At 62.9% G+C, this 25,820-nt stretch carries 23 protein-coding genes and 1 tRNA gene; 18 read left to right on the top strand and 6 right to left on the bottom strand.

The window, feature by feature from the left end; all coding sequences use genetic code 11:
* Positions 1–119 precede the first annotated feature (119 nt).
* The 17 genes from kup to hypA all read left to right on the top strand — a co-directional run bounded on the left by kup (position 120) and on the right by hypA (position 19,290).
* Positions 120–1,988: a low affinity potassium transporter Kup gene (kup, locus tag OKC44_RS07645; protein WP_010633733.1), complete on the top strand. Its 1,869-nt coding sequence runs from the start codon at positions 120–122 to the stop codon at positions 1,986–1,988.
* 583 nt (positions 1,989–2,571) lie between these two features.
* Positions 2,572–3,237 carry a 4Fe-4S dicluster domain-containing protein gene (locus OKC44_RS07640; RefSeq protein WP_270812011.1) on the top strand — a complete coding sequence of 222 codons (666 nt, stop codon included), beginning with the start codon at positions 2,572–2,574 and terminating at the stop codon, positions 3,235–3,237.
* On the top strand, positions 3,237–5,120 hold the full coding sequence (gene hyfB, locus OKC44_RS07635) for a hydrogenase 4 subunit B (RefSeq protein ID WP_270812009.1): 1,884 nt from the start codon (positions 3,237–3,239) through the stop codon (positions 5,118–5,120). The genes OKC44_RS07640 and hyfB overlap by 1 nt, the downstream gene beginning before the upstream one ends.
* Position 5,121: 1 nt before the next feature.
* Positions 5,122–6,075, top strand: a complete 954-nt coding sequence (locus OKC44_RS07630; RefSeq protein WP_270812007.1) for a respiratory chain complex I subunit 1 family protein — start codon at positions 5,122–5,124, stop codon at positions 6,073–6,075.
* A gap of 80 nt (positions 6,076–6,155) precedes the next feature.
* The gene (locus tag OKC44_RS07625; RefSeq protein ID WP_270812004.1) at positions 6,156–7,874 is read left to right on the top strand and encodes a hydrogenase large subunit; all 1,719 of its coding nucleotides are present in this window, start codon (positions 6,156–6,158) and stop codon (positions 7,872–7,874) included.
* A 9-nt stretch (positions 7,875–7,883) separates the two neighbouring features.
* Positions 7,884–8,441, top strand: coding sequence for a formate hydrogenlyase complex iron-sulfur subunit (locus OKC44_RS07620; protein WP_043168357.1), 558 nt, complete (start codon positions 7,884–7,886; stop codon positions 8,439–8,441).
* The gene (locus OKC44_RS07615) at positions 8,441–9,256 is read left to right on the top strand and encodes an NADH-quinone oxidoreductase subunit B family protein (RefSeq protein WP_005301886.1); all 816 of its coding nucleotides are present in this window, start codon (positions 8,441–8,443) and stop codon (positions 9,254–9,256) included. The genes OKC44_RS07620 and OKC44_RS07615 overlap by 1 nt, the downstream gene beginning before the upstream one ends.
* Positions 9,249–9,662: a formate hydrogenlyase maturation HycH family protein gene (locus OKC44_RS07610; protein WP_270812000.1), complete on the top strand. Its 414-nt coding sequence runs from the start codon at positions 9,249–9,251 to the stop codon at positions 9,660–9,662. The genes OKC44_RS07615 and OKC44_RS07610 overlap by 8 nt, the downstream gene beginning before the upstream one ends.
* A complete protein-coding gene (gene hycI / locus OKC44_RS07605; protein ID WP_049047273.1) occupies positions 9,662–10,171 on the top strand; it encodes a hydrogenase maturation peptidase HycI in 510 nt (169 codons plus the stop codon). The genes OKC44_RS07610 and hycI overlap by 1 nt, the downstream gene beginning before the upstream one ends.
* Before the next feature lie 193 nt (positions 10,172–10,364).
* A tRNA-Sec gene (locus OKC44_RS07600) sits at positions 10,365–10,456 on the top strand.
* A 269-nt stretch (positions 10,457–10,725) separates the two neighbouring features.
* Positions 10,726–12,162 (top strand): L-seryl-tRNA(Sec) selenium transferase, encoded by a 1,437-nt coding sequence (gene selA, locus OKC44_RS07595; RefSeq protein WP_270811998.1) that lies wholly within the window; start codon positions 10,726–10,728, stop codon positions 12,160–12,162.
* A gap of 4 nt (positions 12,163–12,166) precedes the next feature.
* Positions 12,167–14,077, top strand: coding sequence for a selenocysteine-specific translation elongation factor (gene selB, locus OKC44_RS07590; RefSeq protein WP_270811996.1), 1,911 nt, complete (start codon positions 12,167–12,169; stop codon positions 14,075–14,077).
* The gene (gene hypF, locus OKC44_RS07585; RefSeq protein ID WP_270811994.1) at positions 14,074–16,512 is read left to right on the top strand and encodes a carbamoyltransferase HypF; all 2,439 of its coding nucleotides are present in this window, start codon (positions 14,074–14,076) and stop codon (positions 16,510–16,512) included. The genes selB and hypF overlap by 4 nt, the downstream gene beginning before the upstream one ends.
* Before the next feature lie 5 nt (positions 16,513–16,517).
* Entirely contained in the window at positions 16,518–16,769 is a 252-nt protein-coding gene (locus OKC44_RS07580; protein WP_005333341.1) for a HypC/HybG/HupF family hydrogenase formation chaperone, read from the top strand.
* Positions 16,763–17,881, top strand: coding sequence for a hydrogenase formation protein HypD (gene hypD, locus OKC44_RS07575; RefSeq protein ID WP_270811992.1), 1,119 nt, complete (start codon positions 16,763–16,765; stop codon positions 17,879–17,881). The genes OKC44_RS07580 and hypD overlap by 7 nt, the downstream gene beginning before the upstream one ends.
* Complete coding sequence (gene hypE, locus OKC44_RS07570; protein WP_270811989.1) at positions 17,878–18,882, top strand: hydrogenase expression/formation protein HypE; 1,005 nt, start codon at positions 17,878–17,880, stop codon at positions 18,880–18,882. Before hypD ends, hypE begins: the two co-directional genes overlap by 4 nt.
* A gap of 66 nt (positions 18,883–18,948) precedes the next feature.
* Positions 18,949–19,290: a hydrogenase maturation nickel metallochaperone HypA gene (gene hypA, locus OKC44_RS07565; protein WP_166463837.1), complete on the top strand. Its 342-nt coding sequence runs from the start codon at positions 18,949–18,951 to the stop codon at positions 19,288–19,290.
* Here hypA and OKC44_RS07560 read toward each other — a convergent pair.
* Positions 19,268–19,642 (bottom strand): hypothetical protein, encoded by a 375-nt coding sequence (locus OKC44_RS07560; protein WP_270811985.1) that lies wholly within the window; start codon positions 19,640–19,642, stop codon positions 19,268–19,270. The two genes, hypA and OKC44_RS07560, sit on opposite strands and share 23 nt — an antisense overlap.
* On the opposite strand from OKC44_RS07560, the gene hypB reads away from it, so the two are divergent.
* On the top strand, positions 19,529–20,401 hold the full coding sequence (gene hypB / locus OKC44_RS07555; protein ID WP_270811983.1) for a hydrogenase nickel incorporation protein HypB: 873 nt from the start codon (positions 19,529–19,531) through the stop codon (positions 20,399–20,401). The two genes, OKC44_RS07560 and hypB, sit on opposite strands and share 114 nt — an antisense overlap.
* A 381-nt stretch (positions 20,402–20,782) precedes the next feature.
* On the opposite strand, the gene OKC44_RS07550 is transcribed toward hypB, so the two are convergent.
* From OKC44_RS07550 to OKC44_RS07530, 5 genes are all read right to left on the bottom strand, one after another.
* On the bottom strand, positions 20,783–21,424 hold the full coding sequence (locus OKC44_RS07550) for an ATP-binding cassette domain-containing protein (protein ID WP_270811980.1): 642 nt from the start codon (positions 21,422–21,424) through the stop codon (positions 20,783–20,785).
* The gene (locus tag OKC44_RS07545; protein ID WP_270811977.1) at positions 21,424–22,212 is read right to left on the bottom strand and encodes an ATP-binding cassette domain-containing protein; all 789 of its coding nucleotides are present in this window, start codon (positions 22,210–22,212) and stop codon (positions 21,424–21,426) included. The genes OKC44_RS07550 and OKC44_RS07545 overlap by 1 nt, the downstream gene beginning before the upstream one ends.
* 100 nt (positions 22,213–22,312) lie before the next feature.
* Positions 22,313–23,125 (bottom strand): ABC transporter permease, encoded by an 813-nt coding sequence (locus OKC44_RS07540; RefSeq protein WP_270811975.1) that lies wholly within the window; start codon positions 23,123–23,125, stop codon positions 22,313–22,315.
* Complete coding sequence (locus tag OKC44_RS07535) at positions 23,115–24,119, bottom strand: ABC transporter permease (RefSeq protein ID WP_442865708.1); 1,005 nt, start codon at positions 24,117–24,119, stop codon at positions 23,115–23,117. The genes OKC44_RS07540 and OKC44_RS07535 overlap by 11 nt, the downstream gene beginning before the upstream one ends.
* Positions 24,104–25,735, bottom strand: a complete 1,632-nt coding sequence (locus OKC44_RS07530) for an ABC transporter substrate-binding protein (protein WP_270811970.1) — start codon at positions 25,733–25,735, stop codon at positions 24,104–24,106. The genes OKC44_RS07535 and OKC44_RS07530 overlap by 16 nt, the downstream gene beginning before the upstream one ends.
* Positions 25,736–25,820 lie beyond the last annotated feature (85 nt).

The raw sequence follows: 25,820 nt of genomic DNA, 5'->3' as shown, positions 1-25,820 counted from the left end.
AGTTAGCTCCCTTTCCCATCGCAATCCATTAATGCGTTCCTGCGGCACCTGCCGCACGCCCGATAGACGGGGGCGGCCCGTGCTGGCCAATCGTCACCATCAAACTGACAGACAACTTCATGAACGGTAATCACAAACAAGCCCTGTCCGGCGTTACGCTGGCGGCGATCGGCGTGGTCTATGGCGACATCGGTACCAGCCCGCTCTATACCCTGCGCGAGTGCCTCTCCGGCCAGTTCGGTTTCGGGGTAGAGCCCGCCTCCATCCTGGGCTTTCTTTCACTGATCTTCTGGCTGCTGATCCTGGTGGTCTCGGTCAAGTACCTCTCCTTCGTGATGCGGGCCGACAACGCCGGCGAAGGGGGCATCCTCACCCTGATGTCGCTGGCCACCCGCAACACCCCGGCCAAGTGGACCCCCTTGCTGATCATCCTGGGGCTCATTGGCGGCAGCTTCTTCTATGGCGAGGTGGTGATCACCCCGGCCATGTCGGTGATGTCGGCCATCGAGGGCTTGAACATCGCCGCCCCCTCCCTCGACCCCTATATAGTGCCGCTCTCGGTGCTGGTGCTGACCCTGCTGTTCGCCATCCAGAAACACGGCACCGCCACCGTGGGCAAGCTGTTCGCCCCCATCATGCTCACCTGGTTCATCACCCTGGCGGTGCTGGGTCTGAACAGCATCTTCCAGCACCCCGAGGTGCTGGGGGCGCTCAACCCCGTCTGGGCGCTGCGCTTCTTTGCCAAGTACCAGACCGCCTCCTTCTTTGCTCTCGGCGCCGTGGTGCTGGCCATCACCGGGGTAGAGGCGCTCTACGCCGACATGGGCCATTTTGGCAAGAGCCCGATCCGGCGCGCCTGGTTTATGGTGGTGTTGCCCTCCCTAGTGCTCAACTACTTCGGCCAGGGGGCACTGCTGCTGGCCCATCCCGAGGCCATCACCAACCCCTTCTTCCTGCTCGCACCGAAATGGGCGCTGCTGCCGCTGCTGCTGCTCGCGACCCTGGCGACGGTGATCGCCTCGCAGGCCGTTATCTCCGGGGTCTTCTCGCTGACCCGGCAGGCGGTGCGGCTCGGTTATCTCTCACCCATCCGCATCGTGCACACCTCCGAGCAGGAGTCCGGCCAGATCTATATTCCGGTCATCAACTGGATGCTCTATATCTCGGTGGTGATCGTCATCATGAGCTTCGAGCACTCCAGCAATCTGGCGGCGGCCTACGGCATCGCCGTCACCGGCACCATGGTGCTCACCTCCATTCTCTCCTGCTCGGTAGCCCGCCACAGCTGGCACTGGAACAAGTACCTGGTGGCCGCCCTGTTTATCGCGCTGCTGGCCATCGACGTGCCGCTGTTTGCCGCCAACCTCGCCAAGATCTTCTCTGGCGGCTGGCTGCCGCTCACCCTGGGGGCGGTGATGTTCACCGTGATGACCAGCTGGAAGAGCGAGCGCTTTCAGCTTATTCGCCGCCTGAACGAGCACGGCAACTCGCTGGAGCCGATGATCGCCTCGCTGGAAAAATCCCCGCCGACCAGGGTGGCCGGCACGGCGGTCTATATGTCGCGGGTGGTCAACGTGATCCCCCACGCGCTCCTGCACAACCTCAAGCACAACAAGGTGCTGCACGAGCGGATCATCCTGCTCACCCTGCGGGTGGAAGAGGTGCCCTACGTTCACAACGTACGGCGGGTCTGCATCGAGCAGCTCTCCCCCACCTTCTGGCGGGTGGTGGCAAGCTACGGCTGGCGCGAAACCCCCAACGTGGAGGAGATCTTCCACCGCTGCAACGCCGAGGGGCTGAGCTGCCGGATGATGGAGACCTCCTTCTTCATGGCCCACGAGTCGCTGATCATGAAGGAGCGCCCCTGGTATCTCTACCTGCGCGGCAAGCTCTTCATGCTGCTGCAGCGCAACGCCCTACGCGCGCCGGATCAGTTCGAGATCCCGCCCAACCGGGTCATCGAGCTGGGATCGCAGGTGGATATCTGATGGCGTGAGTTGCGCTAAAAAAAGAGGGAGGCATTGGCCTCCCTCTTTTTTTTGGCATTAACCCCGATGGCCGCCCCCTCATCCCCAGCCCTTCTCCCACGAGGGGAGAAGGGAGCACACCACGGCGCCCCCCACAGACATCCCACCGTAGGGTGCAACAAGCGCAGCGCCGTGCACCATATGGCAGACTTCCCCCCTCATCCCCAGCCCTTCTCCCGCGAGGGGAGCAGGGAGCACACCACCGCGAACGTATTTGCAGAGCGGTGCAATTCACTTGGTTCTTTGCACCCTGCTCCCCCCGATGCCCTACCGCAGACCCGTAGCCCTTTCGCCCCTTGTCACGACCCCGCATTCAGCCAGGCCGATACCGTTTTGCGGGGGTGACGAACCCTCTTGGCCCCTTCGTCACAAGTGACGAACGTCACGCTTCGACAGTGGGGCAAGGCCTCGACACCCGTCGGCGTTATTTTTAAAGACTTTTAAAAACAAACATTTACACCATGGCGGCCAAGCAAAACCAAGCTGGCCCGTATCTTGCCAACCTGCCCCTACTTTCTCCGTTCGCGACACGACAAGGTAGGCTATGAACCGCTTCGTTATCGCTGACCCCAAGCTTTGTATCGGCTGTGGCACCTGTATGGCGGCCTGCAGCGAAGTACACAAGGCGCAAGGTTTGCAACAAGCCCCCCGTTTAACCGTTATGCGACACGAGCAGGCGACCATGCCGGTTCAGTGCCGTCACTGTGACGATGCCCCCTGCAGCAAGGTGTGCCCGGTCGAGGCAATTCGCCAGACCGGCGATTGCGTGCAACTCAATGAGTCGCTCTGCATCGGCTGCAACCTCTGCGCCGTGGCCTGCCCGTTTGGCGCCATCCAGAGCGGCGGCAGCCGTCCGGTGGCCATGGCCACCAGTTACGACACCTATATTCCCAGCTCCATCCGCTCCAGCAACCCCTCCACCTCTGCCGGCCTGCGCTGCTTTGGCGAGGATCTGCTGAGCTGGGAGCCGGGCGTGCGCAGCATCGCGGTCAAGTGCGACCTGTGCGAGTTTCGCGCCGATGGCCCCGCCTGTGTCGGTGCCTGCCCCTCCCAGGCACTGAAGCTGGTCAATGACGGCGACACCGAACGCGCCGCCCGTATCCGTCGCCAGCAAGCGGCCGACACCAACCCGCAAGGGGCCTCAGCCTTCTCGGCGCCAGCCACGGCGATCCCTGCATCCGATTTATCTACCACAGAGGGAGCGTGCTGATGTTGTCCCCCCTTGTAATGGCCACGCTCCTGCTCTTTTTGTTGGGCGCTGCCGCCGGTTTGCTCCTGCAAAAACTGCCCGCACTGGCCAACCGCCTCAACAGCGGCTTTGCCCTGCTGGGCTCGCTCGCGGGTCTGGTCGCCGCCATCCAGATCTTTGCCCAAGGCACCCCCGTCGACGGCCAGCTCTGGCTGCTGGGCTCGGTGCACCTCGACATGCTGGCCGCGCTGATGCTGCTGGTGATTAGCACGGTCGGCGTCGCCGTTGCCCTCTACTCCTTTGCCTATATCCGCGAATATCAGGGCAAGGGGGATGTGGCCATCGGTGCGCTGATGAACCTCTTCCTCTTTGCCATGGTGGGCATGGTACTGGCCGACAACGCACTCGGTTTCTTGCTCTGCTACGAGCTGGTGACCCTCACCACCTACTGGCTGGTCAAGACCAACCCGGATGCCGCCAAACAGAGCCGTCTCTACTTGGTGATGAACCATATCGGCATGGCGCTGGTATTGGTCGCCTTCTGGCTGCTCTGCCGCGAAAGCGGCTCGCTGGAGTTCGCCGCGCTGCGCGAGCACCATCTGGCGGGCACCCTGGCCTCTCTGGTGTTCCTGCTCAGCTTCTGCGGCTTTGGCCTGCGCGCCGGTTTCGTGCCTCTGCACGGCTGGCTGCCGGTGGCCGAGCCCGTCGCACCCTCCCATATCTCGGCGCTGATGTCCGGCGTGATGGTGAAGCTGGGTCTGTTTGGCATCTTGCGGGTCAGCATCGATTTCCTCGGCGCCAGCCAGCTCTGGTGGGGCTATATGGTGCTGATCTTCGGTGCCTGTTCGGCAGTGCTCGGGGTGCTGTTTGCGCTGGCCGAGCACGACCTCAAGCGACTGCTCGCCTACCACACGGTGGAGAACATCGGCATCATCCTGATGGGGATGGGGATCGGCATGATCGGCATCGCCAACCAGCAACCGGCGCTGGTGGTGCTGGGGCTGCTCGGTGCCCTCTATCACCTGCTCAACCACGCCATCTTCAAGAGCCTGCTCTTTATGGGCACCGGCTCTGTGATGTTCCGCCTGCACACCCGTGACATGGACAAGATGGGGGGGCTGGCCAAGCTGATGCCCTGGACCGCGCTGGCGTTCCTGATCGGTGCCATGGCTATCTCGGCGCTGCCGCCGCTCAACGGCTTTGTCAGCGAGTGGTTTATCTATCAGTCGCTCCTTTCCATGACCAAACTCGGCACCTCTGTCGTCGCGCCGCTCGCGGTAGTGATGCTGGCGGTGACCGGCGCCATGGCGGTGATGTGTTTCGTCAAGGTGTACGGCATCTGCTTCTGCGGCGCCCCGCGCAGCGAGAAAGCGAGCCACGCCCGCGAAGTGCCGGGGGCCATGGTGGCTGGCACCCTGCTGCTGGCCGCAGTCTGTCTGGTGCTGGGTCTGGGCGCCCCCTGGATTGCCCCCCATATCGCCAGCTATGGCCAGGACTTGGTCAACAGCCAGATGAGTGTCGCCACCGGCGCCACCCTGCTGCCACTCGATAGCAGCCAGGCGATCCTCTCCCCGCCCGTTATCGCCATCACCCTGCTGGGGCTGTTCCTCATTCCGCTGCTGGTACTGGCCATCTTCAAGGGGCCCAAGCTGGGTCGTCGTCACGCAGGCACCCCGTGGGCCTGTGGTTACGCCTACGAGGAGCGCATGAGCCTCACCTCAGGCGGTGTCACCCACACCTTGCGCCAACTCTGCGCGCCGCTCTATCGCAAGCAGCCGCAGCTCGATCTGGCCAGCGCCCTGCACGGGGTGAGCGATACCAACGGCAACACCGGCTGGCCGCTGCTCTCTTTAATAAATGGCATTGTGCTGGTGCTCTTTATCCTGATGGCTGTAGGAGTCTGATATGCCTGTTCTTGAAATGCCGAGCTGGGGCATGGTTGCCCTCGCCCTGACCCAGGCCATCGCCATGCTGGCGCTGGCGCCGCTCGCCACCGGTTTCAACCGGGTGCTGCGGGCCAAGATGCACTCCCGTCAGGGACCGGGCCTGCTGCAGGATTACCGGGATATCGCCAAGCTCCTGCGCCGCCAGGAGGTGACCCCCGAGCCTGCCGGCATCCTCTTCAACCTGATGCCTGCGCTGCTCATTGCCGCCCTCTTGCTGGTAGGGATGGCACTGCCGACCCTGACTCACGAGTCCCCCTTCCCCATCGCCGGGGATCTCATCACCGACATCTATCTGTTCGCCATCTTCCGCTTCTTCTTCTCTTTGGCGGGGCTCGACAGCGGCAGCATGTTTGCAGGGATCGGTGCCCGCCGCGAACTGACCCTCGGCATTCTGGTAGAGCCCATTCTGGTGCTCGCCTGCTTCATCATGGCGATGATGGTGGGCAGCTCGGATCTGGGCAACATCAGCAACTATGTGGCGACCCAGCCGCTGGCCGCGCCGGTCGCTACCCTTCTGGCTGGCGCCGCCTGTGCCTTTGCGGTGTTTGTCGAGATGGGCAAGCTGCCCTTTGACTGCGCCGAAGCCGAGCAAGAGCTGCAGGAAGGGCCGATCACCGAGTATTCCGGTGCGGGTCTTGCCCTGCTCAAGCTCTCCATCGGCCTCAAGCAACTGGTGGTGGTGCAGCTCTTTCTGGTGATTTTCCTCCCCTTCGGCAAGGCGGCTAACTGGAGTCTGCCCGCGCTCATCGGCGCGGCGCTGATCCTCGCCTGCAAGCTGCTGGTGGCCTTTTTGCTGGCTGGCATCATCGAAAACGCCATGGCCCGCACCCAGTTCGTGCGCACCCACAAGCTCACCCGCTACGGGTTGGGGCTGGCTCTGCTGGCGCTGCTCGCCTATCTGGTCGGGATCTGAATCATGCCCGCCAGCACAGCGACTTTTTCCGATTTCATCATTTTCGAATGCTCATTCCCGAACATTAAAGTGAGAACTGCATGACCATCGCCATTTCGGATCGCATCGGCTGCGACTACATCCAGCAGGTGCGAGCACAACTGCCCCACGCCATCGTCGACGAGGAGTGGCAAACCGCCGATCAGGCCACCATTACCGTCAAGCCCACCAGTCTGGTCGAAACGGCCAGCCTGATCTTCCATAAGTTGGGGGGCTGGCTTCCGCTCTCCTTTGCCAATGACGAGCGCAGCCTCAACGGCCACTTCGCCGTCTACCACGTCTTCTCCATGGAGGGCGACACCAAGTGCTGGATCACCGTCAAGGTGCTGGTGGATGCCGATACCCAGGAGTACCCCTCCATCACCCCCACCATTCCGGCGGCGGTGTGGGGCGAGCGGGAGATCCGCGACATGTACGGCCTGCGCGCCATCGGCCTGCCGGACGAACGCCGTCTGGTGCTGCCGGATGACTGGCCGGAGGATATCCATCCCCTGCGCAAGGACGCCATGGATTATCGCCAGCGCCCGATGCCCACCACCGACACCGAGACCTACCCCTTCGTCAACGAGCTCGGCAGTGATGCCAACCGCATCGTGCCGGTCGGCCCGCTGCACATCACCTCGGACGAGCCGGGCCACTTTCGTCTGTTCGTCGATGGCGAAGACATCATCGATGCCGACTACCGCCTCTTCTATGTCCATCGCGGCATGGAGAAGCTGGCGGAAACCCGCATGGGCTACAACGAAGTGGCCTTCCTGACCGACCGGGTCTGTGGCATCTGCGGCTTTACCCACAGCGTCGCCTACACCACCTCGGTGGAGAACGCCATGGGTATTGTGGTACCCGAGCGGGCCAAGATGATCCGCGCCGTGCTGCTGGAGGTGGAGCGCCTGCACAGCCATATCCTCAACATCGGCCTGTCGAGCCACTTCACCGGTTTCGACACCGGCTTCATGCAGTTCTTCCGGGTGCGGGAGAAATCCATGACCCTGGCCGAGCTGCTCACCGGTGCCCGCAAGACCTATGGCCTCAACCTGATTGGCGGGGTGCGCCGCGACATCTTCAAGGAAGATCGCATCAAGGGTGCCCAGCTGGTACGGGAGCTGCGTGATGAGTTGAAACCGCTGGTGGCTATGCTGCTGGATACCGCCAACATCTCCTCCCGCCTGATCGGTATCGGCAAGCTCGACCCGCAAATTGCCCGCGATTTCAGCTGCGTCGGCCCCATGGTGCGGGCGAGCGGCTTCAAGCGCGACGTGCGCCGGGTCCACGACTTTGCCGGTTACCGCGAGCTGCCGATGGAGATCCAGACCAAGGCGGGTTGCGACGTGCAATCCCGGGTGCTGGTACGGATCCACGAGCTCTACGACTCCCTCGACATGATTGAGTTCGGCCTGGAGCACCTGCCGGAAGGGCCGCTTTTGACCGAAGGCTTCACCTACCAGCCGGGCAAGTTTGCGCTGGGCTTTACCGAAGCGCCCCGCGGCGAGAACGTCCACTGGAGCATGACCGGGGACAACCAGAAGCTGTTCCGCTGGCGCTGCCGCGCCGCCACCTACGCCAACTGGCCTGCTCTGCGCTACATGCTGCGCGGCAATACCGTGGCGGATGCGCCGCTCATCATCGGCAGTCTGGATCCCTGCTACTCCTGCACCGACCGGGTCACCCTGGTCGACCCCAAGAAGGGCAAATCCACCGTGGTCTCCTACAAGGAGATCGAGCGCTACGGCATCGATCGCAAAAACTCTCCGCTGAAATAAGGGGTCATCATGATCAAGCTGTTCAAGACCATCCTCAAGGCGGGCACCCCGACCGCCAAGTACCCCTTCGCACCCATTGATGTGAACCGGGATTTTCGCGGCAAACCGAAATATCAGGCGGATCAGTGCATCGCCTGCGCCGCCTGCACCAAGGCCTGCCCGGCCAACGCGCTGGTGATGGAAGTGGACATGGAGACCGGCGAACGGCGCTGGGAGATCTCCATGGCGCGCTGCATCTTCTGCGGCCGCTGCGAGGAGGTCTGCCCGACCCGCGCCATCGCGCTCTCACCCGAGTTCGAACTGGCGGTGACCAACAAGGCCGATCTCTATGAGGAGGCCCGCTTCGCGCTGGCCCCCTGCACGCTGTGCGGCACCTATTTTGCCCCGAGCAAGCTGGTGGCGCTGGTGGAGGACACCCTCAAGCAGGCAGGCACGCCGCTGGCCACCCCGGAGCGACTGCACCACTGCCCCGACTGCAAACGAAAACAGAGCATGCTGAGCCAGCCTGACTCGGCCCTGATCGCACCGGTAGCCACACCGATGGCCGCACAACAGGAGTGGATGTGATGAGCAAGATCAAAGGCATAGAACCGGTTGTCGGCCATGCCCATACCCGCGCCGTGCCGCTGGCACAAGATCCCGAGATCACCAAACTTAAAAAAACTCTGCTCAAGGACATTCGCCGCTCGGCCTATGTCTACCGGGTCGATTGCGGCGGCTGCAACGCCTGCGAGATCGAGATCTTCGCCACCATCACCCCGCTGTTCGATGCCGAGCGTTTCGGCATCAAGGTGGTCGCCTCTCCCCGTCACGCCGACATCCTGCTCTTTACCGGCGCGGTGACCCGGGCGATGCGGGTACCGGCCCTGCGCGCCTACGAGGCGGCGCCCGATCCCAAGATCTGCATCGCCTACGGCGCCTGCGGCTGTGACGGCGGCATCTTCCACGATCTCTATTGCGTCTGGGGCGGCACCGACAAGATCGTACCGGTGGATGTCTATATCCCGGGCTGCCCTCCGACACCGGCGGCTACCATCTACGGCTTTGCCGTGGCGCTCGGTCTGCTTGAGCAGAAACTCAAAGCCACCAGCCACGAGGTGCAACCGGGTGAGCGGGTCGAGCTGCGCCACACCGGCATCCCCAATGAAATCCGGGTGATGATCGAGCGTGAAGCGCGCCGCATGGCCGGTTACCGGCAGGGGCGGATCATCGCCGACGAGTTCATGGCCCTGCTCGAAGGGGCGACCCAGCAGGATGTGGATCTGCGCATCCAGAGCTACCTCGATCAGCACGACGATCCGCGCCTGGCGGAGATCGTCAACAACCTCGCAAACGCCTGTCTCAACCGGGCGGCCGGCAAGGGAGAGGCGGTGCATGGCTGACAAGGTTTTCTTCTATCGCCTCTCGCGCAAGTTCGTCGACGAGCAGTTCGACGTGCCGGAAGAGGCAAAGGAGGTGATGTACTACAGCCTCGCCATCGGCCATCACCTCGGCATCGTCGATTGCCTGCGAGCAGACCTGGTCTGCTCGCTGACCGGTTATCGCGACTGGGTAGCCAAGCTGCCAGAGGGGAGCGAGGCACGCCGCAAGATGGAGGGTTTTCTCACCTTTGGCGAGATCACCATCTATCGCGAGCACTGCCATATGCTGGCCTGCGCCTTCGACCGGCTGCGCAAAGCCGACAACGTGCTCGATGAGCAGGAGCTGGGCTGGACCAACACCTTTATGGATCAGCTCACCGCCCTCTTTAACGACCCCCATATGTACCTGATGGTAAGGAGCCGCTGATGGGCTGCAATCTCGTGTTGACCGTGGGCAATGCCATGATGGGGGACGACGGTGCCGGCCCCTATCTCGCCGACAAACTGCAGGCCGCCCCCCTGCCCGGCTGGATCCATATCGACGGCGGCATCGCCCCGGAAAATGTGGTCTACAAGGTGCGGGAGCTGCAACCGGCGCGGGTGGTGCTGGTGGATGCCGCCGAGATCGGCGAGAAGGCGGGCACCCTGCAGGTTATCCCCCCCGAGACCATCGCCGAGATGTTTATCTTCTCGACCCACAACATGCCGCTCAATTTTTTGATCGACGAGCTCAAGACCTTTGTCCCCGAGGTGATCTTTGTCGGGGTGCAACCCGCCATCGTGGCGTTCTCCTTCCCGATGACCGAGATGGTAAGTGGGGCCATGGATTATCTCTACGATCATCTGGAAGAGGCCAAAGATAGCGAGTTGTTAATAAACCGGCTGGCCCAGTGGAATATCACCAATGCGGCCACCGATTATTTGCCGGCTTGTTAACGGCAGCAGTCTGCGCTCCCTCTAAAGGCATATATAAACGCCCGATGTTAAATTAAAAACATCGGGCTAATTGCCATGAAATTGATATAAATCAACGCGCGGACATTTTTCAGAAAATCGGCCAACTCGCTATTTTTAAACATAAAAAAGCGTTGCCAGTCACAGAAAATTGCCACAAAATGGTGGCCATTGCGGAAGCTGATGGGGTCTGGTGGCCTCCTCGGTCTTCAAAACCGATGAGAGCCGAGAAGGCTTTGGCAGGTTCGATTCCTGCCTCTTCCGCCAAATTTCATATATTGGAGAGAAACCGTCAATTATGTTTCACGCTGGTTGGCGACTGTTTCACATATTGTTCTAAAAAGGCGCCTGTCGCATTGCCAATATAATCTGAATGCGCTCCGACCACCTTATTTATCTGCTCGAACATTAATTTATCCATTCGCCTTTTTTATTAATTCATGAATGGCAAAAAGCAGCAAATAAGCAGCGTCGCAGCGGCCTTCCCCCGGCAAGGCGGCGTGCATGTCACTCCCACGCACAGCCCGGGTCATCCCATGCCAACTCCGTCTGACGTATCCTCCCTCGCCCCCAGCGCCTCTTATGCCGCGACTCCAGCAAATCAGCGTCGCTTGCCGCAAGTGGAACAGCTGCTGCAGCAACCTTTTCTCGCTGGGTTTATCGATGAACTGAGCCGCCCGCTGGTGACCCAGGCGGTGCGCGACACCCTGAGTGAACTGCGCCAGAGCGAGGCGTTTCGCCAGCATGGCGTTGCTCCCGAGCACATTGAGGCGCTGATTGCCAAACGCTGCCAACAGCAGTTGCGCCAGCGTCAGACCCGGGTGATCAACGCCACCGGCACCCTGGTGCACACCAATCTGGGGCGCTCGCCGTTAAGTGCCGATCTGTGGGACGAGGTGCGCGACCTCAACACCGGCTACAACAATCTGGAGCTGGATCTCGCCACCGGCAAGCGCGGCGGGCGCAAGGGGCTGATCGCCCCCCTGCTCCGTTGCCTCACCCAGGCCGAGGATTCGCTGGTGGTCAACAACAATGCCGCGTCCCTCTTCCTGCTGCTGCAAGAGATAGCCAAGGGGCGCGAGGTGATCGTCTCGCGCGGCGAACAGATCCAGATTGGCGGCGGCTTTCGCATTCCCGACATTCTGGCCCTCTCCGGCGCCAAGCTGGTGGAGGTGGGCACCACCAATATCACGACCGCCAAAGATTACCTCGATGCCATCACGGATCAGACCGCGCTGGTGCTGATGGTACACAGATCCAATTTCGCCATTCGCGGCTTTACCGAATCTGCCGACATCGGCGAGCTGGCCCGCGCCCTGCCCGAGCACGTGGTGCTGGCGGTGGATCAGGGCTCGGGCTTGACCACCGAAGAGTTTGCACCGGATGAAACCTCGGTGCGCCAGTACATCAAGGCGGGAGCGGATCTGGTCTGCTACTCCGGCGACAAGCTCTTGGGTGGCCCGCAAGCGGGCATCATCAGCGGCCGCAGCGACCTTATCAAGCGGCTGGAAAAACACCCCATGATGCGCACCTTCCGCTCGAGCCGCATCATTCACTCCCTGCTCGAACGCCTGCTCATCCACAAGCTCAACAAATCCCCCGTCGGCGAGGGCATAGCCCAGCAAGTCTTAAGCAACCCGGCCGCCATGCAGGCCAGGGCCGATCAGCTGATGGCCACCTTGCCCGGCTGCTTTGTGCCGGTCCCCGCCCAGCTGGTGGTGGGCGGCGGCACCTTGCCGGACGAATTCTACCCGGCGCCTGCGCTTGAATGCACCGACCCGCGCCCGGCCCAGCAACTGCTCGACGCCCTGCGGGAATTGCCGGTGCCGGTCATCGCCACCGTGCGCCAGCAGAAGGTGCTGCTCAATATGGCGACCCTGCTGCCGGCGGAGATGGAACTGCTGATAGCCCAACTCAATGAGCTGCTGCTGCCCAGCCCGTTCAATGCAACAAATGCGACCGAGGAGCCCTGATCCCATGACCCACTATCGCGCCGTTATCGGTCTTGCCGGCCACGTGGATCACGGCAAGACCTTGCTGATCAAGGCGCTCACCGGCATCACCACCGCCCGCGCCCACGAGCAGGCCATCGGCATGACCCAGGATCTCGGCTTTGCCCACTTTGACGACGGTCAGGGCAACACCATAGGCGTCATCGACGTGCCCGGCCACGAGCGCTATATCCGCAACATGGTGGCGGGGCTCTGGAGTCTGGATCTGGTGCTGCTGGTGATCGCCGCCGACGAGGGGTGGATGCCGATGACCGGCGATCACCTGCGCCTGCTCAAGGCGATGGGGGTACCACGCCTCTTGGTCTGCATCAACAAGTGCGATCTGGTCAGCGCCGACGAGCTGGCCCTGCTGGAAGAGAGCCTGCTGGAGCGGGTGATGGACGAGAGCGGCATGGTGCCCGACATCGTCAGCGTCAGCGCCAAGACCGGTGAGAATATGGCCGCCCTGCACACCGCCATCGTGCGCCAGCTTGCCGATCTGCCTGAATCACATATAACCCGCGAACAGGGCGCCCCGCGCCGCTCTCGTGAAGAGGCGCCACCGCGACTGTATGTAGACAGGGTCTTTACCGCCAACGGCACCGGCACAGTGCTCACCGGCACCCTGCAACAGGGCCGCCTCAAGGTGGGGGACAAGCTGCGCCTCTACCCCGCCGATCGGGAAGTGCAGGTGCGCTCCCTGCAGGCCTATCACCAGAGCGTCGACGAGATCGGCGCCGTCTGCCGGGTGGCGGTGGGATTGAAAAAAGTGCCCCACAAGGAGGTGGCACGCGGCCACTGCCTCACCAGCGCTGCCGGTCAGTGCGAGGCGGCGACCCACCTTATTGTGCGACTCAACGCCGAGAGCCTGAGCGGCAAGGCACTGCGCACGCAGGAGGTGGAAGTGGCCCTCGGCAGCTGGCATGGCCGGGCCCGTTTTGTGCCCATCAAGGACACCCGGCTGGCACGGCTGATCTTTGCCAGCCCCATCCCCTGCTTCTTCGGCCAGCCGCTCGCCATCATTCGCCACGGCAGCAGCGAACTGCTGCACGGCGCCCGCATCGTCTGGTGCGGTGACATCCACCCCGCCAGACGCAAGGCGCTGCACGCCCTGCTGAGCGAGCTGCCAGATGAGCTCGAGTACTACAACCCGGCCACCCTGCAGTTGGGGCTCAATGGCTATGTGCTGGCCAGCCGCTTTGACCAGCGGCCCGATCAGGTCACCCCCCTCGCTGACTGGCTGCTGGACAACCACTGGCTGGCCCAGAGCCGCGACCAGCTGCTCGCCACGCTGGCCAGCGAACCGCTTAGCGCCGCAGAGCTGGCGACCCGCTTTGGCATCGCCCTGCCGGTCACTCAAGCCCTACTCCAGCAGCTCAAAAGCGAGCAGCTTGTTCGCCTGCACCATGACAAGTGGCAACCGGGCAGCGGCGAGTCGGAAGATGATTTGGGGGAAGAGGCGCAGCTGGTGCTCAAGGTGGTGCGAGATCAAGGCAAGGAAGGTTACGAGCCCGGTAAACTGGGCCCCGGCGGCGTTGAGCTGGATCCCTTTATCACCCGCAAGCTGCCCGCAGCCCTGCAGCAGGGCTTGCAACAAAAAGGCGCCCTGCAAAAGCAGCTGCGCAATCTGGCGCGACTCAAGTATCTGGTGCAGCTCGATGGCCCCATCTACTACGACGCCGCCCTTTACAACCAGATGGTCGCCGCCGTGCTGGCGGGCCAGCAGGTGGGAGATCTGATCGACATGGCATCCTTCAAGGAGATCACCGGTTTGTCGCGCAAATACGCCATTCCGTTCTGCCTGCGCATGGAGATGGATGGCTGGGTGCGGCGCGAGGAGAACGAGCGCCGGGTGCTGCGTCTGCCAGCCACTCAAGATGAGATGGAACCGGCATGAGCGCTGCCACCGCCCCCTCTAGCTCCCCCAATCCTGTGGCCAGCCGGCTGCGCCGCGAATTTCATATCGACGGCATCGTACAGGGGGTCGGCTTTCGCCCCTTCGTCTATGGACTGGCACTGCACCACGGCCTTGCCGGCTATGTGTTGAACGATGCCAATGGCGTCACCATAGGCGCAGAAGGTTCCCCCGAGCAGCTCGCCGCCTTTGCCCGCGAACTGCGGGAATTGGCGCCGCCGCTGAGCCGCATCGATCATTTCAGCGAACGGGAACTGCCCCTTGCTCATGATCCCGACTACGACGGCCAGTTCCATGGCCAATTTCGAATTAAAGCCAGCCAGCAGCAGAGCGCGGCCACGGTCGCCATCTCGCCAGATCAGGGGATGTGCAAGGCGTGCGCCATGGATGTGGCCAACCCCGCGGATCGCCACCACCGCTACCCCTTTACCAACTGCACCCACTGCGGCCCGCGCTACACCATCATCCGCCGCCTCCCCTACGACCGCCCCCACACCGCCATGGCGGGCTTTGCCATGTGCCCGCGCTGCGCGGCGGCCTATGAAAACCCGCTGGACAGACGCTACCACGCCCAGCCGGTGAGCTGCCCCGAGTGCGGGCCCCATCTCAGCTGGCGCAGTGGCCGCGGCGATGTGCTGGCCGAGCGCGAGGATGCGCTGCAAGCTGCAGCAAGCGCTCTGCAAGCGGGGGCGCTGATTGCGGTCAAGGGCATGGGGGGTTATCACCTGATGTGTGATGCCCGCAATAAACAGAGTGTCGCCAGATTGCGAACACTCAAGCGGCGCGAGCGCAAGCCGCTGGCGGTGATGATGGGCTCCCTTGCCGAGGCCAAACTGCATGTCACCGGCTGCGAGGCAGAGTGGCAGCTGCTCGCCTCTCAGGCCAGACCCATCACCTTGCTGCGCAAGCGCAAAAACGATGATCGACCGTCAAAATCCCAACTGACAACCGCGCCGCTGGCCGAGGGGATCGCCCCCGGCATCCCCTACCTCGGGGTCATGCTCCCCTATACCCCGCTCCATCAGCTGCTGCTGGATGCCTGCGCCATGCCGCTGGTAGCCACCAGCGCCAATGGTCGCGGCAGCCCAATCCTTATCGAGTGCGAGGCGGTGATCAGGGAACTCGGCCGCGAGATTGACGGCATTCTGGATCACAACCGCCCCATACTGCACCCCTGCGACGACAGTCTGGTGCAGTGGGCGGGGGGACGGCGCCAGACGTTGCGCCTCGCCCGGGGCTATGCCCCCAGCACCCCCAGCCTGCAAGAGGCGGTCAAGGTGCCGCTCTTGGCTGTCGGGGCGCAACAGAAGAACCAGCTGGCGCTCGCCTTCGGCCGCCAGCGCATCTACAGCCCCTATATCGGCGATCTGCACAGCCTGCCGATGCAGGAGCACTTCGAGCAGACCCTGGCGACCTTTCGCGATCTCTACGATCTCAAGCCAGAGCTGCTGGTCTCGGACTGCCACCCCGGCTACCTCAGCCACCAGTGGGCCAAAAGCTATTGCCAGGAGCAGGGTGCAACCCATCTCGAGGTGCAGCACCATCACGCCCACCTGTTGGGGGTGATGGCCGAGCACGACATTATGGGCCCGGTGCTGGGTGTTGCCTTCGATGGCACCGGCCTTGGCGATGACGGCACCCTCTGGGGCGGCGAGCTGCTGCTCGCAGACGTTAAGGGATTTGAGCGGGTTGCCCACCTTGCCCCCTTCAAGCTGATCGGCGGCGAGGCGGCCATTCGCGAGCCGGTACGTCAGCTGCTGGGGCTGCTGTTTGAATCGCACAGCCCTGAAGAGATCAGCGCCCTTGATATTCCGGCGATCAGGCAACTGCCCGCTGAGCGGATCCGCAATCTGCACCAGCTCTGGCATCTCGGTCGCAACGCCCCCTACACCAGCTCCATCGGTCGGCTGTTCGATGCGGTGGCGGCGCTGCTGGGGGTGATCAACACCCCGGATTACGAGGGCGAAGCCGGGCTCCTGCTGGAGGCGGCTGCCTTGCAACTGGCCCCCGATGAACAGCCCTTCCCCCTCGCCTTTGACCTCAGCCAATCAGCGGAAGGGCCACTGCAGATCGAGTGGGCCGAGCTGCTCAACACCCTTGTCAGCGAGCGGCGTCAAGGCACCTCAACCGCCAGCCTGGCCGCCGGTTTTATCCGCGCCATCAGTCATCTGGTGGTTGCCCTTGCCGAGCGCTTCCCCGGCTATCCGGTGGTACTCGGGGGCGGCGTCTTTCAAAACCGGGTGCTGATGGATCAGCTGGTGCCCGCTCTCGAAGCAGCCGATCGGCAGGTATTGACCAGCGAAACCCTGCCGCTCAATGACGGTGGCATCGCCGCCGGTCAGCTCTGGTTTGCCATCCACCATCTTGCCACGCACCGCCCAACCACAGCCGGCTGTGCCACCTTGTCGGAGTCCTGAAATCCATGTGTCTATCCATCCCCTCTCAGGTGGTGCAACTGCACCCCGAAGATAACTGCGTCACCGTCGACACCCTGGGGGTGCAGCGGCGCGTCAGCTGCATGCTGCTCGAAGAGCCTCTCAACATTGGCGACTATGTGCTGCTCCATATCGGCTTTGTGATGAGCAAGATTGACCAAGAGGAGGCGCAGGCCAGCCTCGAGAGCTTCCGCCAGATGGTGGCCCTGATGCCCAAACAGGATATCTTGCCATGCTGACCTTGAATGACCTGTTCCAGGGCTTTCGCCAGCCCGAGGTGATCCGCGCCCTCGCCGCCCAGATCACCGAACTTGCCAAAGATCTCCCCGAACCGCTGCGGGTGATGGAGGTGTGCGGCGGCCATACCCACACCATCATGAAGTACGGCCTGCACCAGCTGCTGCCGGCCAGCATCGAGTTCGTTCACGGCCCCGGCTGCCCGGTCTGCATCATGCCCAAAGAGCGCATCGATCAGGCCATCGAGCTGGCGAGTCAACCGAATGTCATTCTGGTCACCCTGGGAGACATGATCCGGGTGCCGGGCTCCAAGGGTACGCTGGCACAGCAGCGGGCCAAGGGGAGCGATATCCGCCCGGTCTATGACCCCCTAGACGCCCTGCGTATCGCCAAAGAGAATCCGGAGAAAACCGTGGTCTTCTTCGCCATCGGTTTCGAGACCTCTACCCCGATGACGGCCGCCTTGCTGGCTGCCGCTGAAGAAGAAGGGGCCCTGAACCTGCTGTTTCATATCAACCATGTGCTGGTGCCCCCCGCCATTCATGCGGTGATGGCCGACGGGGTGGCCAAGGTAAACGCCTTTATCGGCCCCTCCCACGTCAGCGTCATCACCGGCGCCGATATCTACCTGCCCATCGTCGATCGCTATCAGGTGCCGGTGGTGGTGAGTGGTTTCGAGCCGGTGGATGTGATGGAGGCGCTCTTGATGATGGTGCGCCAGAAGGTGGAGGGTCGCTACGCGCTGGAGGTGCAATACAGCCGCGCCGTCACCGCCAGCGGCAATAAAGCCGCCCAGCGGCTGGTTGAGCGCTTTTTCGAAACCCGCGAGCACTTTCGCTGGCGAGGTCTGGGGGATATCAACGCCTCCGCCCTGCGCCTGCGCGATGCGTTTGCCAAGCGCGATGCGGAACGTCACTTTCAACTCAGTGAGACCCCCATCGATGACCACAAGGCGTGCCAGTGCGCCGATATCCTGCGCGGCTTGGCCAAGCCGAACCAGTGCAAGGTCTTTGGCCGGGGCTGCACCCCGACCCAGCCCATGGGCAGCTGCATGGTCAGCTCCGAGGGGGCCTGCAATGCCTACTACCGATATATGGGGATCCAGGAACGATGAGAGAAATCCAACTTAGCCACGGTGGTGGCGGTGTGGAGATGAATCAGCTGATCAACCAGCTCTTCTTTCGCCACTTTGGCAACGAGATCCTGCTACGCGGTGAAGATGCCGCCCTGCTGCCGGTAAACGGCCCCGTCGCCTTCACCACCGACAGCTTTACCGTCTCGCCGCTCTTCTTCGAGGGGGGCGATATCGGCAAGCTGGCCATCGCCGGCACGGTCAACGATCTCGCCATGATGGGGGCCAAGCCCGAGTATCTGAGCTGCAGCTTTATCATCGAGGAGGGCTTCCCCTACGCCGATCTGGCCCGCATCGTCGAATCGATGGCGGCCGAGCTTGCCAACAGCGGCGCCCGCATCGTCTGCGGCGACACCAAGGTGGTGCCCAAGGGGGCCGCTGACAAGATCTTTATCAACACCAGCGGAGTCGGCACTTTCCCGCTGCCTGAGCAGAGCCGGGGCATCTCGGTGCGCAACCTCAAGGCCGGTGACGTCATTCTGGTGTCGCGGGATATCGGCAGCCACGGCGCCTGCATCTTGATGGCCCGTGACGCCCTGCAACTGGGATCTGATCTCAAGAGCGACTGCACCACCCTCTGGCCGCAGGTAGAAGCGCTGCTAAAAGCTGGCATTACCCCTCACGCCCTGCGCGATGCCACCCGCGGTGGCCTCGCCGCCGTGCTCAACGAGTGGAGCAGCGCCTCCGGCGTTGCCATCGAGCTGGAGGAGTCCGCCATTCCGGTCTGCGATCCGGTGCGGGGCCTGTGCGAGCTCTACGGTTTCGAGCCCCATGATCTCGCCAACGAAGGGACCATGGTGCTGGCTCTGCCCGCCGAACAGGCGCAGGACGCGCTGGGCATCTTGCGGCAGTTCAACCCAGCCGCCAGCCAGATCGGCGTGGTGCAGGCAAGCGATCGCCACAAGGTGATCCTCAATAACCCCTGGGGCAGCCGCCGTTATCTGGAACTGCCGCAAGGGGAACTGCTGCCGCGGATCTGTTGAGCGGCCATGCCGTTCCGTCAATTACAGGGGGGAGTCACTCCTCCCCATAACGGTTAAGGAGCCACCATGCACGAAATGTCTCTGGCCATGGCCGCCATCGATCTGGCGGCCGAGCAGGCCACCCAGCGGGGCTTTACCAAGGTGACCGCCCTCTGGCTCGAGGTCGGCAGCTTCTCCTGCGTCGACCCGGACACCATTGCCTTCTGTTTCGAGGCGGCCGCCAAGGGCACCGCCGTCGAAGGGGCCCAGCTGCACTTTCAGCACCAGGTGGCAGAGGCCTGGTGTTACGACTGCAACCAGACGATCACCCTCACCGAGCGCGGGCAGGCCTGTCCCGAGTGTGGCGGATACAAATTACGAGTCGCGCAGGGTGATAGCCTGCGCATCACCGACATCGAGGTAAGTTGATATGTGTAGCGTATGCGGATGCGGTCAGGCGCGGATCGCCGGCCATGAGCACGATCATGAGCATCATCACGAGCATGAACATCACCATGAACATGGTCATGAGCACGACCATCATCATGCTCATGACGCCCATCACCATCATGACCACGAGCAAAGCGCGCCGCGCACCCTGATCATTCACCACCACTACCACCATCAGGGGGATGTCCATCACCACTACCACGGGGTGCGGGCTCCCATGAGCCATGAGGGGCATGATCACCCACACGATCACCACCATGATCACCCCCACGACCATCATCATGAACATGGCCACTCTCATGATCACGGCCATTCCCATTCGCATCCCCATGATCACAGCCATGACCATGACCATGACCATGACCATGACCATGACCATGACCATCAGCAGGGTGATCTGCACTACGGCAAAGGGGAAGCGGGATTGTCGGTGCCCGGCATGGGGCAGCGCCAGCTGATCGCCATCGAGATGGATGTGCTGGCCAAGAACAACGCGCTGGCGGCCCACAACCGCGAACACTTCGACGAAGCGGCCCAGCTGGTGCTCAACCTGGTGTCGAGCCCGGGTTCAGGCAAGACCACCCTGCTGTGCGAAACCCTGCGCCAGCTGGCCGACAAACGCCCCTGCGCGGTGATCGAAGGGGATCAGCAGACCAGCGCCGATGCGGATCGCATTCGTGCCACCGGCGTCCCTGCCGTGCAGATCAACACCGGCAAGGGCTGCCATCTGGACGCCAAGATGGTTCACGACGCCTGCCACCAGCTGCCTGCCAATGAAGGGGGCATCCTCTTTATCGAGAACGTGGGCAATCTGGTCTGCCCCGCCAGCTTCGATCTCGGCGAGAAGTACAAGGTGGCGATCCTCTCCGTTACCGAGGGGGAAGAGAAGCCGCTGAAATACCCGGACATGTTTGCCGCCGCCCAGCTGATGGTGATCAACAAGATTGATCTGCTGCCCTACGTCAGCTTTGACGTGGCACGCTGCATCGAGAACGCCAAACGGGTCAACCCCTATATCCAGGTGATCCAGGTCAGCGCCACCACAGGCGAAGGGATGGATGCCTGGCTTAACTGGCTCGCCAGTGCCTGAACCGGTTAAACGCCGCTGATAACGGTAGAAAACAAAAGAGGGAGGCTGATGCCTCCCTCATCTTTATCTGCGAAATCTGCGAACCTTGTCAGCCGTTCTATCTGCCCAGAATGGGCAGCGTCGCACACTCGCGTCCCCTCACCCTGGCCCTCTCCCCAGGGAGAGGGAACCCATTTGTGGATGCTGCACTCCTCCCCTGTTTCAACAGAAAAAGGGGAGCCTGTTCATGGATGCAGGCAATATGCTCGAAGTACGCGCAGCCCCCCGGAGAGTCTGCGAGCATAACAACCAGCATTGTGCCCCCCCAAGCTTGGGGAGAGGTACCTTCCGCCCCCTTCTCCCCTTGCGGGAGAAGGGTTGGGGATGAGGGGGAACCAACTCTCAAGCTGCGCTTTCGGTCAGCTCCCCAGATTCGGGCTGCATCTCACCAAAGCGCAGCACCCGATGACAGATCTGGCGCAATAATGCCTGCTGGTGACTGAAGACAAGCATGCCAAGCCCGCGCTGCTCGCATTCAACCATCAGCTCCCGCCAGAGTTGACGCTGAATTTGCGGATCCAGCTGGGCGGTCACCTCGTCGGCAATCAACAGACGGGTCCGGGGATCGAGGGCGCGCAGCAACGCGATGCGGGCCAGCTCGCCGCCGGAGAGCTGGCCGGGTTTACGACCAAGCCACGCAGGCTTGACCATAAAGCGGGCCAGCATGGCGTCATCGGGGCACCATACATCCCACAGCGCCTGTCCGGTAGTGCGATAGGGATTGAAGGTGAGCTCCGGGTGCTGGGGCACCAGCTGGATGGGGTTATAACCTTTTACCCGTTCAGGCACAGGCTGCCCATCGAGCAGGATCTGCCCACCCGTCCGAACCGGTTGCCAACCAGCCAATACCCGCCCCAGGGTGGTTTTGCCATAACCGCTCGGCGCAGAGATGCCGAGCCGCTCGCCCGCTTTCACCGTCAGTGACAACCCCTGCCAGAGGGGACGTTCCCCCTGGGCGATGGTGAGATTTCGTACTTCCAGCATCAGGAAACCTCCGGCATAGAGAAAAGCGCGTTGAACTCCGGCAGCGCCTGCCAGTGGGCTCTGAGCATCTCGCTCCCCTGCCCCTGGCGCAGATGGTGACAGCTCAAGGTGTCGCTCACCTGCCCCTGATGCAGCGCCACGATGCGATCGGCAAAGCGGGCAGCCAGCGCCAGATCGTGGGTCACCCAGAGGATACCGCTGCCCTGACTGGCCAATTCACGCAACTGGCTGAGCAGCTGGCAGGCCAGCCCCTCGTCGAGCCAGGCGGTGATCTCGTCCGCCAGAATGTAGCGGGCACCGCCAAGGGCCGCGGTGCAGGCCAGAATGCGCTTGGCCATGCCGCCGGAGAGCTGGCGCGGATAGCTGTCCAGGGTGGTGGCGGGCAGCTGGTAGCGCAGCAGTTGCTGGCCGAGCCGCTCGCGAGAACCATTCTGGCCGCACAGACGCGCCGCACGGCCCAGCTGACGCTCCACCGTCAGCAACGGATTGAGGGCGCTCACCCCCTGCGGCACATAGCAGAGGGTATGACCGCGCAGTCCGGCACGGCTTGCATCGCACAGAGGCGTGCCATCGAGGGAGATGGCGCCGCGCATGCGCAGATTGTCCGGCAGCAGGGTCAGGGCGCTTTGCAGCAGCAGGCTCTTGCCCTCACCGCTCCCCCCCACCAGCGCCACGATTTCGCCGGGCGCCAGTTGCAGGCTGATATCGGTCAGCAGGGGCTGCCAGCTGCGCCGTCCCAGCCAGGAGTAGTGAGCCGCCTCTATGGTCACCTGGTCGAAGCTCAGCATGCTTCACCTCCAAACCAGAGTTGTTGCAGGGCGCGCGAGTCACCTGATCGAACAGCGGCGCCAGCCAGACTGTGCTGACGCCAGATGGCGCTTTCAAAACTCAGCATGGTTCTCCCCCAAACCAGAGTTGTTGCAGTGCTCGGGTAGCCTGATCAAACAGTAAAACCAAGGTCAGCAGCATCAGACCGGGGAAGAGAGCCAGCCACCAGCCGCCGCCGGCCAGATAACGCAGGGCATCGGCCAGCAGCAGACCCAGCGAGGCCTCGTGGGCCGCCAGGCCAAAGCCGAGAAAGCTCAGCGCCGCGCTGTGCAGCACCGCGTGGGGGAACATCAGCAGGGTGCCGATAAACCACTGGGGCAACAGCCCCGGCAACAGGTGGGTGCGCCAGCGGCGCAGCGCCCCCATCCCCTGACAGCGGGCCAGCACCACATAGTCGCTGCTGGCGATCCGCCGCGCCTCGGCGCAGAGAATGAGCGCCAGCTTGGGCCAGTGGGTGAGCGCCACCGCCAGGATCACCCCGCGTATGCCGCCCCCCACGGTGAAGCAGATCAGGATCAGCAGCAGCATATGGGGCAGCGCCAGCATGGCGTCGATCACGAGGCGCACCGCCGCATCACATCTGGGGTGAATGAGCGAGACACTGGCCGCCACCATGGCCAGCAGGCCACTGCACAGGGCCGTGCTGATGCCCAGCTCCAGACTGGTGAGGGTGCCCTGAAAGGCCCGCAGCCAGAGATCCCGCCCCATCTGATCGGTGCCGAACCAGTGAATCAGCGAGGGGGGTTGCTGGCGCGCCAGCAGATCCATTGGCACATCCTGAGCCGACAAGCTCCAGCCGTAAGCGGCCAGCAGCGCCAATCCAAGCAGGGCAAAAACCAGCCGCAGTATGGAGGGGAACGGATTAAACAGCATGCTCACCCTCCCAGCCCCGATTGATGCGCGCCAGCAGCAGGCTGGCCACCGTATTGCCAATAAAGACCAGCAGGGTACAGAAGAGCACTATGCCCATCAGCAGGGGGATATCCCCCCGCAGCCCCGCATCCACGGTGGCCTGCCCGAGCCCCGGATAGGAGAAGACCTTCTCTGCCAAGAGCGATCCGCCGATCAGCTCACCGAGCGAGGCAAACTGCAGACAGATGGCCGGGGTCAGGGCATGACGCAGCACGTGAAAGCGCAGCATGGGCCAGCCGCCATCCCCCTGGGCGCGGGCGTAGCGAATAAAATCGCTTGCCAGCACCTCGGCCACCCGCTCCCGGGTGTGCAGCGCGATATTGCCAAGCCCCAGCAGGGTCAGGGTTGCCACCGGCAGCAGCAGATGACGCAAGCGCATGGCCCAATCCGCCTCATCGGCAGCCAGTCCCGGTGTCCAGGCACAGCAGACCGGCAGCAGTGGCAAGTGCACCGCAAACAGCGCCAGCAGCAAGAGGCCGACCCAGAAGGTGGGCAAGGAGGCGAGCAGGTAGGCAAAGCGGCAGATCAGGCGATCGGGCCAGCGGTTGAGATAGCGACCGGCGCAGAGCCCAAGCAGGATGCCGAAAAAACCGGAGAGCAGCCAGGCTCCCGCCAGCAGCAGGAAGGAGGCAGCAAAGCGCTGGCCAATGACCTCACCCACAGGCGCGTTGTAGAGCATGGAGTAGCCGAGATCCCCCCGCAGCACCTGGCTAAACCAGTGCCAGTAACGCAGCCAGAGCGGCTGATCCAGCCCCCAGCGGGCGGCTATGCGGGCGTACTGCTCGGGCGGCACATGGAGCAGATCGTTGCCGATATAGGCCTTGATGGGATCGATGGGGGAGTAGCTCAGCAACACAAAGGTGGCAACAGAGACCAGACAGAGCAGCCCTGCCAGACGCAGCAGGGCTTTCAGAGTGGCAGTCATCATGGTGGACGAACTTAACGGCACGTCCACCGCCAATCCTGCAGGTTGTTGAGCAGTGACCAGCTGCCGTGAATTTCCGGCACCCCCTTGCCAAGGTCGATGCAGCGGTTGGCGAGATAAGTGTGCTGCACGTTGAGCAGCCAGGCCCAGGCTGCATCCCCCTGCACTCCGGCGCCACGCTTGCCATCCCACTCCACCTGCTGCCAGAACGGCACGGCCGCCTGCCAGTCGGGGGCATCCAGCGCCTGCTTGAGGTAGCCATCCACCACCGGATTGCTGTAATAACCCGGGTTGTAGAACTCCACGCCGGCGGATCCGCTCTGGTAGTGGTGATAGAGCTCCATGGGATCCAGACTCCCCCACCCCATCAGCACCGGGTTGGCGTGCATCTCGCGCTCCACCTGCTCCCAGCTGCCGGACTTGAGGCTCACCTCAAGGCCGATGGGCTTGAGCATGGCCCGCACCGCTTCCGCCAGATCCCGGCGGGTGCTGTCACCGCTGGTGTACCAGAGGGTAAAGGCGGCGCGCAGGTCGCCCTTGTGGCGAACCCCGTCACTGCCCATCTTCCAGCCGGCCTCATCGAGCAGGGCGTTGGCGTGGGCCGCATCCCCGTCCTTGAAAGCGGTGGCTTTATTCAGCCAGGGCAAGCCTTCTACCGCGCTGTAAGCGGGGATGGCGTGCCCTTCCAGCAGTTGATCAGCCAACAGTGTGCGGTCGATGGCGTAGTTGATGGCGCGACGCACCGCCACATCCGAGGTCACGTCGTTGCCGATGGGATAACCCTTGGCATCTTTTTTACCCGCTGGAGGAATGGGGAAGACGATGCCACGATTCTCCACGCTTGGCCGCACCCACAGCTTGAGGGAGGCAGGGACTGTGGGTGCCAGCGACGGAGCGATGCGCACCAGGTCGAGCTGGCTGCTCTGGGCGGCGGCATAGGCGCTCTCTTCATCGATAAAGACAAACACCAGCCGTTTGAAGTCATTGCTGCCACCGGCGTAATGGGGGTTGGCCTCCACCACCAGCTGCTGACCGGGCAGGAAGCTCACCAGCCGGTAAGGGCCGGCACCAACCGGTTTTTGGGCATAACGCTTGGGATCGTAATCCCGCTTCGACACTATCCCGAGCGATCCCAGCACGTTGACGAAGGTACTCTGGGGGGCGCTTAAAGATATGGCAACCTCGGTGGGCGAGAGCACCTTGGCCGAGACAAAGTTGCCCATGTCGATCTTGCCGCCACCCTGGGCTGCGCTGTTGTAGGTAAAGGCGACGTCTTCGGCGGTGAGCGGCGCGCCGTTGGAGAATGTCAGATCCGGCTTGAGGCGGATAAGCCACCCCTTGCCATCCTGGTTCGGAGTCACCGCTTGGGTGAGCAGGTTCTGCCAGCTGAGGTCGGCGTTTTGCTTGAGCAGCGGGCTGTGCAGCAGCAGGTAGCTGCCGTGGCTCCAGCCAAGCAGCGGGTCGAACCCTTCGGTGGGCTCACTGCCGATGGCAAGCTTGAGTTCGGCGGGGACGGGCTGGGCCGCCAGCGCCATGGAAGAGAAACCGCCCGAGAGCAGGGCCAGCAAGGCGGCCGCCGTGACAGAGAGGCCTTTGCGGCGGCCGGCGTTGCTGCCCGAGTGGCAGCCAAAGCATTGAATGGTCATAAGATCCCTTGTTCGTTTTACCACTCACTACCCAAAAAACAGGGGCACGACAGAAGCGAGTGAGGGGCCAAAACGGCCCCTATTC

Origin of the sequence: Aeromonas sp. S41-2, assembly GCF_027705845.1 — a bacterium.
Lineage (GTDB): Bacteria > Pseudomonadota > Gammaproteobacteria > Enterobacterales > Aeromonadaceae > Aeromonas > Aeromonas hydrophila.
Note: the sequence above shows the minus strand (reverse complement) of the source record. Positions and strands in the feature narration are given on the sequence as shown.

Bases quoted from the DNA above. Each gene is read 5' to 3' on its own strand.
- hycI (WP_049047273.1), top strand. From the start codon at position 9,662: ATGGGCTGCAATCTCGTGTTGACCGTGGGCAATGCCATGATGGGGGAC.
- hypD (WP_270811992.1), top strand. From the start codon at position 16,763: ATGCTGACCTTGAATGACCTGTTCCAGGGCTTTCGCCAGCCCGAGGTG.
- selA (WP_270811998.1), top strand. From the start codon at position 10,726: ATGCCAACTCCGTCTGACGTATCCTCCCTCGCCCCCAGCGCCTCTTAT.
- OKC44_RS07560 (WP_270811985.1), bottom strand. From the start codon at position 19,642: ATGGGGATGCGAATGGGAATGGCCGTGATCATGAGAGTGGCCATGTTC.
- kup (WP_010633733.1), top strand. From the start codon at position 120: ATGAACGGTAATCACAAACAAGCCCTGTCCGGCGTTACGCTGGCGGCG.
- OKC44_RS07530 (WP_270811970.1), bottom strand. From the start codon at position 25,735: ATGACCATTCAATGCTTTGGCTGCCACTCGGGCAGCAACGCCGGCCGC.
- OKC44_RS07630 (WP_270812007.1), top strand. From the start codon at position 5,122: ATGCCTGTTCTTGAAATGCCGAGCTGGGGCATGGTTGCCCTCGCCCTG.
- hyfB (WP_270812009.1), top strand. From the start codon at position 3,237: ATGTTGTCCCCCCTTGTAATGGCCACGCTCCTGCTCTTTTTGTTGGGC.
- OKC44_RS07545 (WP_270811977.1), bottom strand. From the start codon at position 22,212: ATGCTGAGCTTCGACCAGGTGACCATAGAGGCGGCTCACTACTCCTGG.
- OKC44_RS07540 (WP_270811975.1), bottom strand. From the start codon at position 23,125: ATGCTGTTTAATCCGTTCCCCTCCATACTGCGGCTGGTTTTTGCCCTG.
- hypB (WP_270811983.1), top strand. From the start codon at position 19,529: ATGAGCCATGAGGGGCATGATCACCCACACGATCACCACCATGATCAC.
- OKC44_RS07620 (WP_043168357.1), top strand. From the start codon at position 7,884: ATGATCAAGCTGTTCAAGACCATCCTCAAGGCGGGCACCCCGACCGCC.
- OKC44_RS07550 (WP_270811980.1), bottom strand. From the start codon at position 21,424: ATGCTGGAAGTACGAAATCTCACCATCGCCCAGGGGGAACGTCCCCTC.
- hypF (WP_270811994.1), top strand. From the start codon at position 14,074: ATGAGCGCTGCCACCGCCCCCTCTAGCTCCCCCAATCCTGTGGCCAGC.
- OKC44_RS07640 (WP_270812011.1), top strand. From the start codon at position 2,572: ATGAACCGCTTCGTTATCGCTGACCCCAAGCTTTGTATCGGCTGTGGC.
- hypA (WP_166463837.1), top strand. From the start codon at position 18,949: ATGCACGAAATGTCTCTGGCCATGGCCGCCATCGATCTGGCGGCCGAG.
- OKC44_RS07580 (WP_005333341.1), top strand. From the start codon at position 16,518: ATGTGTCTATCCATCCCCTCTCAGGTGGTGCAACTGCACCCCGAAGAT.
- OKC44_RS07610 (WP_270812000.1), top strand. From the start codon at position 9,249: ATGGCTGACAAGGTTTTCTTCTATCGCCTCTCGCGCAAGTTCGTCGAC.
- OKC44_RS07625 (WP_270812004.1), top strand. From the start codon at position 6,156: ATGACCATCGCCATTTCGGATCGCATCGGCTGCGACTACATCCAGCAG.
- selB (WP_270811996.1), top strand. From the start codon at position 12,167: ATGACCCACTATCGCGCCGTTATCGGTCTTGCCGGCCACGTGGATCAC.
- OKC44_RS07615 (WP_005301886.1), top strand. From the start codon at position 8,441: ATGAGCAAGATCAAAGGCATAGAACCGGTTGTCGGCCATGCCCATACC.
- hypE (WP_270811989.1), top strand. From the start codon at position 17,878: ATGAGAGAAATCCAACTTAGCCACGGTGGTGGCGGTGTGGAGATGAAT.